The organism is Candidatus Methylomirabilota bacterium (assembly GCA_035315345.1).
Lineage (GTDB): Bacteria > Methylomirabilota > Methylomirabilia > Rokubacteriales > CSP1-6 > CAMLFJ01.
The window spans coordinates 18,797-35,702 of record DATFYA010000169.1 but is presented as its reverse complement, the minus strand read 5'-3'; the positions used below and the strand labels follow the sequence as shown (position 1 = coordinate 35,702).

At 72.3% G+C, this 16,906-nt stretch carries 17 protein-coding genes; 8 read left to right on the top strand and 9 right to left on the bottom strand.

Annotated elements, in window-relative coordinates:
• The 3 genes from VKN16_22035 to VKN16_22025 form a co-directional block, all read right to left on the bottom strand.
• A partial coding sequence (locus VKN16_22035) for a PAS domain-containing protein (GenBank protein HME96893.1) occupies positions 1-1,341 on the bottom strand: 1,341 nt, incomplete at its 3' end.
• A gap of 258 nt (positions 1,342-1,599) precedes the next feature.
• Positions 1,600-2,577, bottom strand: coding sequence for a DUF523 and DUF1722 domain-containing protein (locus VKN16_22030; GenBank protein ID HME96892.1), 978 nt, complete (start codon positions 2,575-2,577; stop codon positions 1,600-1,602).
• A 6-nt stretch (positions 2,578-2,583) separates the two neighbouring features.
• Positions 2,584-2,916, bottom strand: coding sequence for a cupin domain-containing protein (locus tag VKN16_22025; protein HME96891.1), 333 nt, complete (start codon positions 2,914-2,916; stop codon positions 2,584-2,586).
• Positions 2,917-2,937: 21 nt separating this feature from the next.
• Here VKN16_22025 and VKN16_22020 point away from each other — a divergent pair, with 21 nt between their 5' ends.
• Positions 2,938-3,966 (top strand): Ldh family oxidoreductase, encoded by a 1,029-nt coding sequence (locus tag VKN16_22020; GenBank protein ID HME96890.1) that lies wholly within the window; start codon positions 2,938-2,940, stop codon positions 3,964-3,966.
• A 129-nt stretch (positions 3,967-4,095) separates the two neighbouring features.
• Here VKN16_22020 and VKN16_22015 read toward each other — a convergent pair whose 3' ends face one another.
• Positions 4,096-4,938, bottom strand: coding sequence for an amidohydrolase family protein (locus VKN16_22015; GenBank protein HME96889.1), 843 nt, complete (start codon positions 4,936-4,938; stop codon positions 4,096-4,098).
• Positions 4,939-5,003: 65 nt separating this feature from the next.
• On the opposite strand from VKN16_22015, the gene VKN16_22010 reads away from it, so the two are divergent.
• Genes VKN16_22010 through VKN16_22000 form a run of 3 tightly spaced genes read left to right on the top strand, consistent with a single transcriptional unit; the run spans position 5,004 to position 6,870 of the window.
• A complete protein-coding gene (locus tag VKN16_22010; GenBank protein ID HME96888.1) occupies positions 5,004-5,363 on the top strand; it encodes a hypothetical protein in 360 nt (119 codons plus the stop codon).
• Positions 5,360-5,581, top strand: coding sequence for a hypothetical protein (locus tag VKN16_22005; GenBank protein ID HME96887.1), 222 nt, complete (start codon positions 5,360-5,362; stop codon positions 5,579-5,581). Before VKN16_22010 ends, VKN16_22005 begins: the two co-directional genes overlap by 4 nt.
• On the top strand, positions 5,578-6,870 hold the full coding sequence (locus tag VKN16_22000; protein HME96886.1) for an APC family permease: 1,293 nt from the start codon (positions 5,578-5,580) through the stop codon (positions 6,868-6,870). The genes VKN16_22005 and VKN16_22000 overlap by 4 nt, the downstream gene beginning before the upstream one ends.
• Positions 6,871-6,892: 22 nt before the next feature.
• On the opposite strand, the gene VKN16_21995 is transcribed toward VKN16_22000, so the two are convergent.
• From VKN16_21995 to VKN16_21985, 3 genes are read right to left on the bottom strand one after another with little or no spacing between them, the layout of a single operon-like run.
• The gene (locus VKN16_21995; GenBank protein ID HME96885.1) at positions 6,893-7,714 is read right to left on the bottom strand and encodes a BadF/BadG/BcrA/BcrD ATPase family protein; all 822 of its coding nucleotides are present in this window, start codon (positions 7,712-7,714) and stop codon (positions 6,893-6,895) included.
• 2 nt (positions 7,715-7,716) lie between these two features.
• The gene (locus VKN16_21990; protein HME96884.1) at positions 7,717-9,585 is read right to left on the bottom strand and encodes an adenylate/guanylate cyclase domain-containing protein; all 1,869 of its coding nucleotides are present in this window, start codon (positions 9,583-9,585) and stop codon (positions 7,717-7,719) included.
• Entirely contained in the window at positions 9,582-9,737 is a 156-nt protein-coding gene (locus tag VKN16_21985; protein HME96883.1) for a hypothetical protein, read from the bottom strand. The genes VKN16_21990 and VKN16_21985 overlap by 4 nt, the downstream gene beginning before the upstream one ends.
• A gap of 118 nt (positions 9,738-9,855) precedes the next feature.
• Here VKN16_21985 and VKN16_21980 point away from each other — a divergent pair, with 118 nt between their 5' ends.
• Together VKN16_21980 and VKN16_21975 are read left to right on the top strand one after the other, a co-directional pair.
• Complete coding sequence (locus VKN16_21980; protein HME96882.1) at positions 9,856-11,583, top strand: sodium:solute symporter; 1,728 nt, start codon at positions 9,856-9,858, stop codon at positions 11,581-11,583.
• Positions 11,584-11,700: 117 nt separating this feature from the next.
• Positions 11,701-12,765, top strand: a complete 1,065-nt coding sequence (locus VKN16_21975) for a diiron oxygenase (protein HME96881.1) — start codon at positions 11,701-11,703, stop codon at positions 12,763-12,765.
• A gap of 53 nt (positions 12,766-12,818) precedes the next feature.
• On the opposite strand, the gene VKN16_21970 is transcribed toward VKN16_21975, so the two are convergent.
• Complete coding sequence (locus tag VKN16_21970) at positions 12,819-13,517, bottom strand: pirin family protein (GenBank protein HME96880.1); 699 nt, start codon at positions 13,515-13,517, stop codon at positions 12,819-12,821.
• Positions 13,518-13,603: 86 nt separating this feature from the next.
• Here VKN16_21970 and VKN16_21965 point away from each other — a divergent pair, with 86 nt between their 5' ends.
• A complete protein-coding gene (locus tag VKN16_21965) occupies positions 13,604-14,605 on the top strand; it encodes a cation diffusion facilitator family transporter (protein HME96879.1) in 1,002 nt (333 codons plus the stop codon).
• A complete protein-coding gene (locus VKN16_21960; protein HME96878.1) occupies positions 14,602-15,024 on the top strand; it encodes a PaaI family thioesterase in 423 nt (140 codons plus the stop codon). The genes VKN16_21965 and VKN16_21960 overlap by 4 nt, the downstream gene beginning before the upstream one ends.
• Positions 15,025-15,364: 340 nt before the next feature.
• On the opposite strand, the gene VKN16_21955 is transcribed toward VKN16_21960, so the two are convergent.
• Positions 15,365-16,879 (bottom strand): glycoside hydrolase family 3 N-terminal domain-containing protein, encoded by a 1,515-nt coding sequence (locus VKN16_21955; protein ID HME96877.1) that lies wholly within the window; start codon positions 16,877-16,879, stop codon positions 15,365-15,367.
• Positions 16,880-16,906 lie beyond the last annotated feature (27 nt).

Genomic DNA, 16,906 nt, shown 5'->3' with positions numbered 1-16,906 from the left:
CTCCGATTCCTGGCGGGCCGCCTGCAGGCGCTCCTCCTCGGTCAGATCCTCCATGATCATGAGCAGGCGCGGCGGCTCCTCGTCGGCCAGCTGGATCGCGGTCAGGCTGACCCGCACCGGCTTGGTGTCCCGCCGCGCGTAGACGTACAGCTCGTAGAGACCGTCCTGCCGGGCCACGCCGGTGTCCAGCACCTCGCGGGCGTTGCGGACGAGGCGCTCGGCTCGCACCAGCTGCTGCAGGTCGCGCCCGAGCACGTCGTCGTCGCGCAGGCGGAACGACTCGAGGAACGCCCGGTTGGCCGAGAGCACGCGGAGGTCCTCGGACAGCAGCAGGAGCCCGGCGGGCACGCTCGCCACGATCTTGTCGGCGTAGCCCTGCAGGTTGGACATGGCGCGCGCCTGCCGCATCTGCTCCTGGAGGAGACGCGCGCGCTGCTGCTCGCGGTGGAGCGCGATGAGGAAGCCGGCGAGCGCCAGCAGCAGGAACGCGGCGGCTGCGCCGGCCAGCTGCCCCGAGCGGTTGAACTCGGCGAACGCCCGCTCGCGCTCCACCTCGAGGGCGAGGACCCAGCCGGTCGGAGTCACGCGGCGCACCGCGGTGAGCACGGGCACGCCCCGGTGATCGGTCATCTCGGCCACCGCCTCGCGTCCCTCGGCGGCCGCGCGGACGAGCGCGCGCAATTCCATGAGCGACGTGCGCTGCACCGCCGGGTCCACCGCGGGCGGACGCAGCGGCGACAGATACGTGGGCGTGGGCGCGTCCAGATCCGCGAGCAGCGCCTCGCCGGAGCGCGTGTCGCCGTCGTCGGCGAGCAGCGGGTAGAGCCCGTCCTCGGGCCGCGCGGCCAGCGCGACCGCGCCGAGCAGCGCGCGCCGATCGCCCTCGGGCCCGGCGGGCGCGCCGTCCGCGAAGACCGGCACCGTGACGACGAGCAGCCGGCCGCCGCCGGCCTCGACCAGATCGAAGCGCGGCTGACGGGTGGCGGCCACCTTCGCGGCGAGCTCGGCGGCGGGCTCCGCGAAGGGAGCCGGCCCGTTCGAGGACGAGCGGGCCGCCGCCCGGCCCGAGGCGTCCAGCGCCACGACGCCCACGTAGCCGTACGCGGAGGCCACGCGGCTGAGATGCCGCGCGAGGGCTTCGTCGTCGCCCTTTGGCCCGGCGAGCATCGCGCGGACCGCCGGGAACGCGGCCAGCACCTCCGCGTCGGCCCGCCGCGCCGCGAGCCAGCCCGAGACCAGGCGGGCCCGATCGCTCGCGATGGTCGCGATGCGGCTCTTCCAGTGGGCGACGCTGGTCTCGCGCTCGGTGGCGATCTGGTGGGAGGCGAAGAGCACCACCATGATGGCGCCGGCGCCGAAGACGGCGAGGTGGATCCACGGGATGCGCTCGCCGGTGGCGGTCGGGGCGCCGAAGAGACGTCGCCGGCGGCTGCGGACCGCGCCGGGCCGCGCGTGGGTCGACTCGCGGGTGTCGCTAATCTCGCCGGCTCCGCGGTGACGACGTCATAGACACGCGGCCCTGACGCCAGCGCCGCGCACGTCCAGAATAGGACAGGTGCCGCATGGCGACAACATGGCTGGCGCCCGGCCGTCCCGCGGTCAGACGTGGTTGCGGAGCATCAGCTCCTTCGGATGCGGGCGGAGATAAAGCTGGTCGAGCAGGTAACCGACCTCCAGGCGGGCCGCGTGGTGGTTGATGAGGGTGATCGGCACCACCAGCGGGGCGCGGCCGGCCGCGTAGTCGCCGATCAGGGCGAGCAGCTCACGCCGCTCGGCCGGGGCCAGCCGCCCCTTGAAGAAGCCCGCCATGTGTTGCAGCACGTTCACGTGTTTGCGCGGCGTGGCCTCCGTCTGCAGCGCGCGCATGAAGCCGTTGCCGTAGCGGTCCAGCCATGCGGGCGCGGGTTTGACGGGCCGCTCGGCGACCAGCCGGCCCAGCCGCGTATACGCCGCGGGGCTGTGGGCCAGCAACAGGTACTCATGCGCCCTGTGAAACGCCACGACGTCACCGGGGCGAGGCGCCATCTCCCGCAAGGCCGCGAGGCGGCGATACGCGAACACGCGGGTGATGAAGCCGTCGCGCCGCCGTGGGTCGTCGAGCCGTCCCTCCTCTTCCACCGGCAGGAGGGGCAGCGCCTCGCGCAGGACGCGGGCGAACAGGCCGACGCCCGCGCGCTCGGGGGGCGCGGTGTCGTCGCGGTAGAGCTTGACGCGCTCCATGCCGCAGGACGGTGACCCGCGCTTGAGCACGTAGCCGCTCAGGCCGCGACGCGCGAGGTCCTGCACGCCGCGTCGCGCGAAGTCGTTCATGCGGCCGGTGTGGTCGGCGCCGCTGGTCACCCCGAGCAGCCGCGGCGCGGCCGCGTCGCCCACCAGCCGGATCGGCTCCCGCGGCACGCCCATGCCGATCTCCATCTCCGGGCATACCGGCACCCAGGTGACGTGGCGGCCCAGCACACCCGTGAGGTAGGCGTCCCTCTGATGGCCGCCGTCATAGCGCACCGCCTCGCCCAGCAGGCAGGCCGAGATGCCGAGGCGGATCGGCAGATCGGGGGAGCGCCAGGCGGCCTCCGCCATGGCGGGTCAGCGGGTCCGGTAGCGGACTTCGAAGCTCACGCAGCCCGCCGCGGAGTGGAACGGGCCGTGGGGCATGCCGGGCGGCCGCACCGCCACCGAGCCCGCGGGGTAGGGACGGCCGCCGCACTCGAGCACGCCGGAGACGATGTAGATCTCCTCCCAGAAATCGTGGGTCACCACGCGGTCGTTGCCCGATCCCGGCTCGAAGCGCAGCAGCCGCGTGGTCACGCCCTCGTCCTGGCCGCCGCTGATGACCTGCTCCCACACCCCGGGCGGGAATCCGGGCGCGGGCCGCCACGGCAGCGCCGCCGGATCGAAGAACTCGCGCTCGGCCTTCATCGCTGATGTATTGTAGCCGACGTGCCGACCATCGATTCCCAGCGCCTCGAGGCGAAGGCCAGCCGGATGTTCGTGGCGATGGGCGCGCCCGAGCGCGACGCGGCGTGGATCGCCCAGCTCCTGGTGCGCGCGAACCTGCGCGGCCACGACTCGCATGGCGTCATCCGCGTGCCTCAGTACTGGGAGTCGGTGAAGAAGGGCCAGGTGGATCCCAAGACCCCGATCACCGTGACCGCGGAGAGCCCCGCGCTGATCCGCCTCGACGGCGGCGGCGGCTTCGGCCAGGTGGTGGGCCGGCGGGCGATGGAGATGGCGATCGCCAAGGCCAAGGTGGGCGGGCTCAGCGCCGCGTCCACCTCGCGGACCAGTCACGTGGGCCGCCTGGCCGACTACGCGGAGATGGCGGCCAACGCGGGGCTGGTCGGCATGCTGTGGGCCAACTGCGTGCACGGTCTCAACGTGGCGCCCTGGGGTGGCGCCGCGCGGCGGCTCGGCACCAACCCGCACGCGGTGGCCATTCCCGGCGTGTCCGGCCCCGCGATGGTGCTCGACTTCGCGACCAGCGTGGTGGCCGAGGGCAAGATGCGGGTGAAGCGCAACCGCAAGCAGCAGGCGCCGCCCGGCTGGTTCGTGGACGCGGCGGGCCGGCCCGCGACCGATCCCGAGATCTTCTACGGCGAGCCGCCCGGCGCGCTGCTGACCGCGGGCGAGCACAAGGGTTACGGGCTGTCGCTCGCGGTGGAGATCCTCGGCGGCATCCTCTCCGGCACCGGCCCCGCGGGGCCGCCGCCCGGCGTGTTCGCCAACGGCACGCTCATGATCTGCCTCGACGTGGAGCGGTTCCTGCCGCTGGCCGAGTTCCACGCGCAGGTCGGCTCGCTGTTCGCGTGGGTGAAAACCGCGCCGCTCGCGCAGGGCGCCGGCGAGATCCTGATCCCGGGCGAGCCGGAGGCCCGGCTCGAAGCCGAGCGCCGCGCGCAGGGCATCCCCGTCGAGGAGCAGACCTGGAGTCAGATCGAGGCCGCGGCCGCCGAGCTGGGCGTCGGCTAGCAGGCCGATGAAAAAGGCCCGTCTACTTCGTTGGCCCCCTCGGCCGCACGCTCAACGTGGAACGGCCACGCCTCGCGTGCGGCCGTCGGGCGCCGCCTCGTATCTGGACCTTTTTGATCGGCCTGCGATCTACGGAAACAGCCGCTCGGCGTTCCTGAAGGCGATCTTCTCGGCCACGTCGCGCGGCAGCTGGCTCAGGTAGCCGCGCACCTCCGTCACCGAGCCCGGCAAGGCCTCCCACCGCGACGTCATCCACGTGTCCGTCCCGGCCAGGAAGCGGTCGGGGTGGCGGAGGAAGACCGCGCGCCAGCCCGGGTCGAGCTGGCCGCCGGGGGCCACGTCGCCGTTGCGGATCGCGAGGTCCACCCAGAGGGTCGGATACCGATCGAGCAGCGCGCCCACCGCCTGCGGGCCCGACGACATGCCGGCGTGAGCCCAGATCACCTTCAGCCGCGGCTCGATCGTGAACAGCTCCACGATCGCCAGCTCGTCGGAGTGGGCGTGGAGATAGATGTCCTCCTGCAGCGCCAGCTCGGTGATGCGCTTGACCACGAAGGTGCCGGTCTGGCCGCCGAAGAGGTGGAACTCGCCGATGCCCCGGTACACGCCGCCGTTCTTCTGCAGCCGCTCCTGCACGTAGGCGAGCACTGCCGGATCCTGCCACCAGTGCCCCATGTCTCCGCGCGTGCGGTAGGGCCGCAGGATCGGCACGACGCGCTTGGGGTCCTTGGCGTAGAGGGTGAGCGTGCCGTCATCGGGCGTGCTGGACACGAGCGCGCGCTTGACACCCGCCTTGTCCAGGATGCCGAGGATGCGCTCCGGCGGGTACTCGACCCAGTCGCCCGAGCTGTAGTGGATGTGCGTGTCGAAGATCGGCAGGTCCGGGCTCTGCGCGCGGAGCGAGGCGGGAGCGAGCGCGACGAGCGTCAGCGCGAGCCAGACGAGGAGATGCGCCGGGGTCCTGGACGGCACGCCCGAGAGCCTAGCACGGCGCCGTCGTGTTGCACACGCCCATCCGGTCCGCTACGCTGAGCGACGTGAAAAAGGTCATGAGCATCGCGTTCTTGCTGGGGTGGCTGAGCGCGTCCATCGCACCGGCGGCGCCGGCCCAGGGCCTGCCCGGCGGGCGGCGGCTGGACCCCATCGACCGCGCCACCGGCCTCGCCAATCGGCCGTACACCGCGCCGCCGGCGGCGCCGTCGGGGCGCGTGCCAGATCGGTATGTCCCGCCGCAGCGGGTGTACTCGCCCAGCCTCGGCCGCGAGGTCGTCGTGCCGCCGCGCTACGAGGGCCGGCCCGGCAGCCCGCCGCCGGTCGTCACGAACCCGGACGGCGGGCAGCCGACGCTCCTGCCGCCCGGATCGCTCCCTCCGGTGGACCGCGGCGGCGCGCCGTGACGCTCGAGGCGGTCGGGATGGCCGAGATCAACAAGATCTTCGCGGTCACCGATGCGATGGGCGTCCACCGCGAGTCGCTCGTCATCCCGCTCGGCCCGGGGCAGGGCCGGGTGCGCAAGCTTCCGAGTGGCAAGCTCGAGATCATCGTCGACCGGGAGACGCCGATCGACGAGTGGCTCCAGGGATTGCCCGCGCTGATCCGAGCCGCCATGGCGTGAGCCCCCGCCGACGCGGGGAGCTCGGGTTCCTCCCGCTCGTCGCCATCCTCTTCTTCAACGTCAGCGGCGGCCCGTACGGCGTCGAGGACGCGGTGGGCTCGCTCGGTCCCGGTCTCGCGCTGCTCCTGCTGCTGCTGACCCCGGTGGTGTGGAGCCTGCCCGTCGCGCTGGCCATGGGCGAGCTCGCGAGCGCGCTGCCCGAGGAAGGCGGCTACGTGGTCTGGGTGCAGCGCGCGTTCGGCCGCTTCTGGGGATTCCAGGCCGGGTGGTGGAGCTGGATCAACTCGTTCGTGGACGTCGCGGTGTATCCCGCGCTGTTCGCGGAGTACCTCGCCGCGTGGCGACCCGGCATGTCGCCGCTCGAGCGCTGGGCCCTGGCCGTGGCCTTCATCTGGATCCTCACCGCGATCAACCTGATCGGGGTTCGCATCACCGGCTGGTCCGCGGTGGTCATGGCCATCGTCTCGCTCGTTCCGGTGGTGGTGCTGACGATCGCCTCGGCCGCGCAGCTCGACGAGATCCCGTGGCGGCCGTTCGCGGTGGAGGGGGGAAGCCTGCTCACGAACCTCGGGCTGGGCCTCGCGATCATGATGTGGAACTACTCGGGCTGGGACACGCCCACCACCATGCTCGGGGAGACGCGCGCGCCCGGGCCGAGCTTCCGTCGTGCCATGTGGGTGGCGCTGCCGCTGATCACGATCGCCTACCTGCTGCCGGTGGCGGCCGGGCTCTCGGCGGTCGGCGATTGGCAGTCGTGGGAGACCGGGCACTGGCCGGCGGTGGCGCTCGACGTCGGCGGGCCGTGGCTCGCCCACGTCGTCACCTTCGGCGCGGTGGTCGCCACCGCGGGACTCTTTCTCTCCCTCCTGCTGACCAACTCGCGGCTGCCCTACGCGCTGGCGCTGGACGGGCAGCTGCCCGCCCCGCTGGCGCGCCTGCATCCGCGCTTCGGCACGCCGTGGGGCGCGGTGCTGCTCTCGAGCGTCTGCTACAGCCTGTGCGCCTTCTGGTCCTTCAAGGACTTGATCGTGCTGAACATCTGGCTCTACTCGATCGCGCTCCTGCTCGAGCTGGCCGCGTTCGTGGCCCTGCGCCGGCGCGAGCCCGGCCTGCCGCGGCCGTGGCGGGTGCGCGGCGGCGCGGTCGGCATGTGGGTGGTGGCCGTGCTCCCCGCGCTCTGCTGCGTGCTCGCGATGGCCACCGCGGGCTGGACCAACACCTTGGTCGGCGTCCTCGCCGCGCTCACCGGGCCGCTGGCTTACTGGATCTGGCACTCGTCAGGCTCATGAAAAAGGCTCAGCCTGGAATTTTTCAGAGAACGGAGCGCCAGGCTTCCGGGCTCGCGATAGTCGCGGCGGGCGGTGTCGGTATCACGCGCAGGCCGCGGCCGCGCAGCTCGCGCCACACGCCGCCGCGAAAGCGCGGGTCGGCCAGGAGGCCGCCGGCCCAGCTCACCACCAATGGCCGGTGCCGGCCGAGCGGCCGCGCCGCACGCGCGGCCAGATCGGCCAGCGCTCGCTGGGCCTCGCGCGCCGCGCGGCGGGCCTCCGGCTGCCCGGCGCGGGCGCGACGCAGGACCGACGGCGCGAGCGCGGCGATGCGGGCGACCGCGTCGGGCGCGATGGCGAGGCGGCGGGCGCGCGCCGGCGTCACCGCGCCGGCGCGCAGCCACGCGCGGCCGAGCGCGAACGCGGAGCCGTCGTCCCCCAGCAGCGGGCCCAGCCCGCCCGCGCGCGTGAAGCGGCCGCGGGCGTCGCGCGCGAGCGCGATCGAGCCGGTGCCCGCGAGCAGTAGCACGCCCGCGCGGTCGCCGAGCGCGGCGAGATAGGCGCCCTCGACGTCGGAGATCACGACCACGCGCGCGGCGAAGCGACGCAGCCGCCGCGCGAGGGTCTGGCGCTCCGCTCCCGTCCAGATGCCGCGCGAGGCCACCCCGAGGGCCGACACGTCGCGCCGCGCGAGGCGCCAGCGGTGCCACAGGCGGTCGAGCAGCGCGGGCAATCCCGCCGGCCCCGGCGTCCGCGCCTTGAAGGCGCGGCGGGGGCCGCCCGCGGCGGTCACGCGCACCCACGTGCCACCGAGGTCCACGACGACGCGCAGGCCGCCTCCGCTCGGGCCGAGACCGCGATTCACGATCAGGTCTCCTTCAGGCTCAGCAGCTCGAAGATCTCGACCGGCTCGCGGCGGCCCTTGACCGCGACGCTGCCGCGATCGCGCGCCACCACCCGGTCCTTCAGGACGGCCAGCGCGGCGCCGCTGATCAGGATGCCGGTACCGAGGTCGCGGTTGAGGCCCTCCATGCGCGACGTGAGATTCACCGTGTCGCCCAGCACCGCATACTTCTTCTTCCGCGGCGCGCCGAGGGTGCCCGCGAAGGCGTCGCCGGTGTGGACCGCGATGCCCATGGCGAGCGGGCCGCGCCCCTGCGCTTCCCAGCGTCGGTTCAGCGTCTCGAGCGCGGCGTGCATCTCTACCGCGGTGCGGGCCGCGTGCCAGCAGTGCTCGGGATCGTCGAGGGGGGCGCCGTACACCGCCATGATCGCGTCGCCGATGAAGTCCTGCACGAGGCCGCGCCGGGCCAGGATCACGTCGACCATCGCGGTGAAGTAGTCGTTCATCATCTCGGAGACGACCTGGGGCGGCAGCTGCTCCGACAGGGTGGTGAAGCCGCGCAGGTCCGACATCAGCACCGACACGCTGCGCACCTCCCCGCCCAGCGGCGCCCCGGCGCGCAGCACCTGATCCATGACCTCGGGGCTCACGTACTGGCCGAAGGCCGAGCGCAGGCGCCGGCGCCGCAGCCAGTGCGCGCCCTGCAGGTAGGCCAGCGTGCCGATGAGGGGAGCCAGGAAGTCGAGCCAGTAGCCTCCGCGCGTGTAGGCCTCGTAGGAGGCGGCGGCCAGCCCGAGCACGAGGGCGAGGCCCACGAGAGCCAGCCAGGCCGGACGCAGCCAGAGCGAGAGCACCGAGATCGATACGCAGACCGCGGTCAGCAGCGCCACGTTCAGATACCACGGCGGCGGCAGCAGCGCCCGACGCGAGAGCAGCGTGTTGAGCATGTGGGCGTGGATCTCCACGCCCGGCATCAGCCCGGTGGGGGTCGGGAAGAAGTCCCGGCTCTCCGCGAACGTCGCGCCCACCAGCACGATGCGGTCGCGGAACGGGTTGTCGGGATCGGGCTCGATGCCGCTCCGGGCCAGGGCCACCAGGGGCTCGCTCGGGAACGCGGTGAACGCGCCGGGCGGGCCCGTGTAGTCGATGCGCCAGGGCGGGTCCGCGAGCTGCGCCGCCGTCACCTCCGCGGCGCCGCCGATGCCGCGGCCGCCTTCGCGCACCGGCAGGGCGACGGCGCCCCGCTCGCCGGCGACGCGCGCCGCGAGCACGGCGGGCGGGATGCCGGCGGACGCGGCGAGCGCCACGAGGGCCAGGGCGGCGACGCGCCCGCCGCCCGCCGAGGGCAGCAGCGGGGTGAACCGGCGGACCACGCCGTCGGCCCCGATCGGCGCGTTGGCGAAGCCCAGCAGGCCGCCCAGCGCGGGCGAGAACGGCGGGAGCAGCGTGAAGGTCCGGTCGTCCCCCGGGGCGGGCATGGCGAAGGTCGCGAAGAGCAGCGAGCCGGGCCGCTTCGCGGTCCACCGTTGCGCGGTGTCGATCAGGAGCTGGTCCTCGGCGGGCGCAGTCGGCGCCGCCAGCACCACGTCGAAGGCGACGACCGTCGCGCCGCTCTTCAGCAGGACGTCGGCCAGGTCCGCGAGGTAGCGGCGCGAGAGCGGCTGGCGCTGGCCGAGCGCCTGGAAGGCGTCGTCGTCGATGAGCACGAGCACGATCTCGGGCGTGGGGACCCGGTCGCGCAGGAACAGGAATGCGTCGACCGCTCGCGTCTCCCAGCCCGCGAAGAGGCCGGTGCGCGAGAGGCCGGTCACCGCGAGGGAGATCAGCAGGCCGACCAGCGTCGCGCGGATCACCCGCACGCGAGGGCCGGATCCCCGGAGCGCGTCGGTCACGTCACGCCGACGGTGTCGGAGATCCGGACGGCCTTGTGCCCCGGGAACGATCCCGGCTCGAGGACGGTCTGGGCGCCCGCCGGTCCCGCCGCGGCGAGCAGCGCGGCCACCGCCAGGAGCCACCGCGACCGCCGCGCCCGAGGCCCGGTCATTGGCTGAGGATCATAGTCCAGCGCCGACGGCGGCGGCAAGGCGCCGCGCCGCAGATTGCCGGGTCCCGGCGCCCGGTCCGCGATAATGAGGCGTGCCCACGTCGGCCCGCCATCGCTGATGCTCTCGACCGAGGCGCAGCTGCTCGTCGACGGCGTCATCGTCGTCGCCTACTTCGCGGGGATCACCGCGGTCGGGCTGTACCTGGGCCGGCGCGACCGGAGCCTGAGCGACTTCGCGCTGGCCGGCCGCCGCGTGCCGTGGTGGGCGGTAATGGCCTCGATCATCGCGGCGGAGACCAGCGCCGCGACCTTCCTGGGGGTGCCCGGTGAGGGCTACACCACGAAGAGCTTCGCCTACGTGCAGATCATGCTGGGCCTGATCCTCGGCCGCATCGTCGTCGGCTACGTCTTCCTCAAGCCGTACTACACGTTCCGGGTCTACACGGTCTACGACTACCTCGGGGTGCGCTTCGGCCCGCGCACGAAGGCCTACGTCTCCGCCCTGTTCCTCTTCATGCGCACGCTCGCGTCGGGGACGCGCCTCTTCATCCCCTCGCTGGTGATGGTGCTCGCCTACCGGATGTTCGTCTCGGGCGCGCAACCGCAGTTCGGCGAAGTGACCACCGTCGGGCCCTACGTGGCCGCGATCGTGGCGCTGACCGTGGTCACGTGCCTCTACACCGCGGTGGGCGGCATCAAGGCGGTGATCTGGACCGACGTGATCCAGGCGTGCCTCATGTTCGGCGGCGCCCTGGTCGCCATCGGCACCCTGCTCGCCCACGTCGGCGGGCTCGGCGAGGTGGTGCGCGCGGTGCCGCAGCTCACCACTCACGAGGGCTATTTCCTCCACGGCTTCGAGGCGAGCCAGATCGCCCGGTGGCGTCAGAGCCACGGCATCGACGTCATGGGCGTCTGGGACTACGTGCGGCTGGTGCTGGCGAGCGACTACACGCTCTTCTCCGCGCTGGTCGGCGCGACCCTCGGCAACATGGCCGCGTTCGGCACCGACCAGGACATGGTCCAGCGCATGCTCACCGCGGAGACCCACCAGAAAGCGCGCCGCAGCCTCATCACCGCCGCCTTCATGGACGTGCCCATCGCCTCCGCCTTCGTCTTCATCGGCATCCTGCTGTTCGTGTACTACCAGCAGGATCCGACCTACCGGCCGGCCGCCACCGCCGACGTCTTCGCCTCGTACATCTTGAACGTGATGCCGGTGGGGGTGCGGGGCTTCGTGGTGGCCGGCGTGTTCGCCACCGCGATGGGCTCGTTCTCGGCGGCGCTGAACGCGCTGGCCACCAGCGCGACCAACGACTGGTACATCCGCTGGCGGCCCCGCCGCAGCGAGCGGCACTACGTGGGCGCGGCCCGCTGGTTCACCGTGCTGTTCGCCGCGCTGATGGTGATCATCGCGGGCGCATTCGCCTACGCGAAGGTGACGAGCCCGGACCTGCGCATCATCCCGGTGGTGCTCGGCATCGCCGGCTTCATCCTGGGGCCGATGCTCGGCGTGTTCCTGATCGGCATGCTCACCCGCGGGCGCGGCTCGGACCGCGGCAACATGCTCGCCATCAGCGCCGGCCTCCTCGCGACGGTGGTGGCCGGCAAGCTGCACATCACGATCCTGAACGGGGTCGCGCCGTGGCTCGGTCTCGAGCCCTCGTTCCATCAGCCCGCGTGGATTCCGGAGGTGTCGTTCACCTGGTGGGCGATGATCGGCGCGGTCGTGGTCATCGCCATCGGCCTGCTCTTTCGCACGCCCGACGCAGTGCGCGGGGCCATCGCCCGCCACGCGCACGAGGCGCAGCTCGCCGAGTCGGTGCCCGTCGACCTGCGGGGTCGGTAGCGACGTCCATGCGCCCCGCCTGAACCGCCGTTCAGTGTGGTATCCTCCCGGCAGGCCAGATAGCCCCCGAGCCCTCTAGCCCAAGAGCCTGGCCCAAGAGCTTGGAAGGAGAGTGCGATGTCGAGTCAGTTCCTCTACCGGTTACCCGTCGAGCAGACCCAGTGGAAGGTGGAAGGCCAGACCACGACCTCGTTCACCTGGGAGTACGAGGACGGCAGCGACGACCTGCTGCGCCTCTACGCCAAGGGCAAGAAGCAGCAGTGGGACGCGGCGGAGCGCCTCGACTGGTCGCAGGACATCGATCCGGACAACCCGATGGGCATGTCGGACCGCACCATCGCGATCTTCGGCACCGACCTCTGGAACAGCCTCGACGAGAAGGAGCGGGTGCACATCCGCCGCAACCTGCAGGCCCACTCGCTGTCGCAGTTCATGCACGGCGAGCAGGGTGCGCTCATCGCCACCGCCCGCATCGTCCAGACCGTGCCGTCCTACGAGTCGAAGTTCTACGCGGCGACCCAGGTCATGGACGAGGCGCGCCATGTGGAGGCGTACTCCCGGCTGCTGCACGAGAAGTTCAAGCTCGCCTATCCCATCACCCCGACGCTGGCCAAGCTGCTGGAGGCCACCATCACCGATCGGCGCTGGGACATGACGTACCTGGGCATGCAGATCCTGATCGAGGGTCTCGCCCTCGCCGCCTTCCAGCGCATCCGCGACAACTCGACCAACCCGCTGTGCGCGGCGGTGAACGCCTACGTCATGCAGGACGAGGCGCGCCACGTGGCCTTCGGGCGCCTGGCCCTCCGCGACTACTACCCGCAGCTGACCGACGCCGAGCGCGACGAGCGCGAGGAGTTCGTGGTCGAGGCCTGCTACCACATGCGCGATCGCTTCGACCAGAAGGAGGTCTGGGAGAACCTGGGCCTGCCGGTCAAAGAGTGCGTCGCGGCGGTGGATCAGTCCGACACCATGAAGCAGTTCAGGCGGCGGCTGTTCACGAGGATCGTCCCCACCGTGAAGGACATCGGGCTCTGGGGCGACCGCGTGCGGCGCGCCTACGAGGACATGGGGGTCATGGAGTTCGCCGAGGTGGACGCGGCCGCGATCCTCGACAACGACAACCGCGTGGCCGAGGAGTTCGACGCCAAGCAGTTCGTGCGCCAGCAGCTCGGCGCCTGATCACCCCCCTCTCCCCTCCGGGGAGAGGGCAGGGTGAGGGGCGGTGTCCTGGATCACCCCAAATCGAAGAGCAGGAGGTGCGCCGACTCCTGCGCGACCATCTCGAGGGCGCTCTCCCCGCTCACCGCCGCGCCGTCGCCCGCCGCCAGCGGCGTCCCGTTCAGCTCGATCCGCCCGCGCACCATCTGGAGCCACGCGTGCCGCCCGTCGGCGAGCGCGTGCTTGACCCGCTCCCCCGGCTCGAGGCGCGAGCCGTACAGGTCCACGTCCTGGTGGATCGTCACGGTGCCGTCACGGCCGTCGCGGGAGGCGAGTAGCCGCAGCGCTCCCCGCTCCTCCGACTCCGGAATTGCCTTCTGCTCGTAGCCGGGGGCCAGGCCGCGGCGGTCGGGCAGGAGCCAGATCTGGAGGAAGTGCACCGGCTCGTCCTGGCGCGCGTTGAACTCGCTGTGGGTGATGCCGGTCCCCGCGCTCATGCGCTGCACGTCGCCCGGCACGATCGTCGAGCGGTTGCCGATGCTGTCGGCGTGGGCAAGAGCGCCGTCCAGCACGTAGGTGATGATCTCCATGTCGCGGTGCGAGTGCGCGCCGAAGCCCTGGCCGGCGGCGACCCGGTCCTCGTTGATGACTCGCAGCGCGCGGAAGCCCATGTGCTCGGGGTCGTGGTAGTCCGCGAACGAGAACGTGTGGGAGGTGTCGAGCCAGCCGTGGTCGAAATGGCCGCGCTCCGCCGCGGGACGCTTGACGATCATCGGACGCTCCTGTCGAGTGAGGGTTGCCTTACAGCCCCATGATACGCCGCGCTCCAAATCGTGGAGGGCGCGGGTATCATCTCTGCATGCTGTCGCCCACCGGTGACGACCGGATCCGGCTGGTCGCCATGGCGATCTCGCTGGCGGTGTCGGTCGGCCTGCTCGCCGCGAAGTTCCAGGCCTACCGCCTCACCGGCTCCACCGCGATCCTTTCCGACGCGCTCGAGTCCATCGTCAACGTGGTCGCGGCCGGCTTCGCCATCGCCGCGCTCCTCTTCGCCCACCGCCCCGCCGACCGCAACCATCCCTACGGGCACGGCAAGATGGAGTTCCTCAGCGCCGCCTTCGAGGGCGGCCTCATCGCCTTCGCGGCGGTGCTCATCATCTACGAGGCGGTCCAGGGCCTGGTGAACGGCGTGACGCTCCGGTCCCTGGACGTGGGCATGGTCGTGGTGCTGGGAGCCGGGCTGGTGAACCTCGCCCTCGGCTTCTTCCTGCTGCGCACCGGCCGCCGCTACGACTCGCTGACCCTGGTGGCGGACGGACGGCACGTGCTCTCCGATTTCTACACGAGCGCGGGCATCGTGGTCGGCCTCCTGCTCGTCTCCGTCACCGGCATCACGTGGCTCGACCCGCTCGTGGCGCTGGTGGTAGCCCTCAATCTCATGTGGACGGGGGTGCGGCTGATCCGTCAGGCCTCGGCCGGCCTCCTCGACGAGGAGGACACCGCGCTGCTGGACCGGCTGCTCGCCGTGCTCGAGCCGCACCTGGGCCAGGGCGTGATCCGGGTGCACCACCTGCGCGCGATCCGATCGGGGCGTTTCCACCACGTCGATGCGCATCTCGTCGTGCCCGAGTTCTGGACGGTGGAGCGCTCGCACGAGCTGGCCGAGGACCTCGGCGAGCGCGTCGTGAAGGAGCTGGGCGTGGAGGGCGAGATGATCCTGCACACCGATCCCTGCCACCGCATCTACTGCCGCATGTGCGATCTCGACGACTGCCCGGTGCGCCGCGAACCCTTCAGCGGCCGTCCCCGGCTGACGCTGGACGAGGCGGTTCAACCCGACATGCCCCGCGGGAGACCATGACCGACGACCTGCTGGAGCGCGTGCGCGCCCGGGCCCTCGACAACTCCTTCTGGCGGTACCTGGGCGTGGAGGTGCTGGAGGCGAGCGAGGGGCGGGTCAAGCTGCGGGTGCCGGCGCGCGACGATCTGCGCAACGCCCCGGGGGCGCCGATGCACGGCGGGGTATTCTCGGCGCTGATCGACATCTCGGTCGGCGGGGCGCTGTCGACGATGCACGACGCGGCGGCCGGCGGCGTCGGGCAGACCACGCTGGACCTCAACGTGAGCTTCATCGGCGCGGGCACCGGCGACGTGTTCGCCGACGGGCGCATCCTGCGGCGCGGGCGCACCATCGCGTTCGGGGAGGCGTCCATCACCGACGGCGCGGGCAAGCTGCTCGCGGTCGGCCGGGCGACGTACATGATCCTCGCCGTGAAGTAGCGCCGGTGCGGCCCCCGCCAGGGGGTCCTCTGACCACGTCCCGCGTTCCTTCGGTCACGCGAAGAGGAGTTCCCAACCTGGCGCGTGCCGTCCTTACGACGCGGGCAGGAACGGGTCACCCGGACCCCCTGGCGGGGGCCGCACCGGCGCTACTTCACGGCGCCGCACGGTTGCTCAACCGCCACCCGCTGTCCTGGGGCTGAGAGATTCCCAATCCGCGTGCGTGGTGTCCGCGCGATGCGCGGCCGAACGCCTACCGTGACTCACGGTGGAGGGCGAGGCTGGCTGATTGGTCTGGCGGGCCCTGCCGGCGCCGGCTACGCGTCCGCGGAGGTACGCGTCAGGTCAGCAGGCGCGCGAGGACCGCGTCGAGCTGGGACCGTCGCCAGCCGTAGGCGGTGATCGCGGCCACGCCGGGGGCGAGGAACTCGGCGTCCCAGGGGTCGCGCATCAGCACCACGGCGAGCTGTTTTGCGCTCGCCCGGCAGGCGTCGAGGAGCGCGCGGTTGGATTTGTAGAGGTGCGCGTCGTAGAGGAAGAGCACGGTGGCGTCCGCGGTGCCCGCCGCCGCCCGCGCGGACTCGATCTCCTCGGCGGTGGGTTCCACGCCCACCACGAGCACCTCCGGGCGCACCCCGTGCGGGGCCATGCTCGCGGTCAGGTAGCCGGCCTCGTCCTGCATGACGGGCTCGATGGTGATGCGGTCGGCCAGCGAGGAGAGGCGCGGGAAGATCGCGAGCACGCGGCCGTTGAGCGCGGGCTTCCACCCGGCGTCGGGCGGAGCCACCATCGTGACCGCGCGCGTGGCCATCGCTCGGGCCAGCGGCTCGCCGTCGCGCTCGGCGTGCGGGTCGCCGCCGCTGAAGCGCTCCGGTCGCTTCGTGTCGAGCGCGTCCAGGCGGGCCATGCTGCGCTCCAGCGCGCGGAGCGGCAGGGCCTTGCTGCGGTAGGCCGCCACCACCGCCTCGTAGGCCGCGCGCTGGGCCGGGGCGGTGTGGCAGACCAGCAGCAGATCGTGGCCGGCCGCCGCGGTGCGCACGGCCGCCTCGCCCATCGGGCAGAGCGCGCTGATCGCCCCCATCTCCAGATCGTCGGAGATGATGACGCCCCGGTAGCCGATCTGGCCGCGCAGGTAGTCCTCGACGATCAGCTTCGAGAAGGTGGCGGGCATGGCCTCGGCCGGATCGAGCTTCGGATAGAGCGGGTGCGAGGTCATGATGCAGTCCACGCCCGCCTCCATCGCGGCCAGGAACGGCACCAGGTGGACCGCGTGCATGTCGCCCCAGTCGGAGTCGATCACCGGCAAACCCAGGTGCGCGTCGACCGGCGCGTGCCCCTTGCCCGGGAAGTGCTTGGCGCACGCCGACACCCCGGCGGACTGGAGGCCGCGGATGCGCGCGGCCCCGAGGCGGGCGACCCGCTGCGGGTCCTTGCCGTAGGAGCGGATGCCGATGTTCGGGCTGTAGCGGTCGGTGAGCACGTCGAGGCACGGGCCGAAGCTGATGTCCACGCCGAGCCGCCGCAGCTCGCGCCCCTCGATCAGCCCCTGGCGGCCCACCATCGCCTCGTCGTCGGCGGTGCCCGCGGTGAGGTTGTCGGGGAAGATCGTCACGCCCCGGTTCAGCATGATGATCCGGCCGCCCTCGTGGTCGGTGGTGATGGTGAGCCGCCGGCCGAGCCCTTCCTCCAGCCGCCGGATGAAGCGCAGGAACCGCTCCGGCGTCTCGAAGTTGCGGCGGTAGAGCATCAGGCCGCCCGCGTGGATCTCGTGGAGGTGGCGCAGATCGGCGTCGGTGGCGTCCGGCCCGGGCAGGCCGACGATGAGCTGCCGTCCCACCATCGATTCGAGGCTCATGCGCTCCTCCGGCCCGGCGGTCGCGGG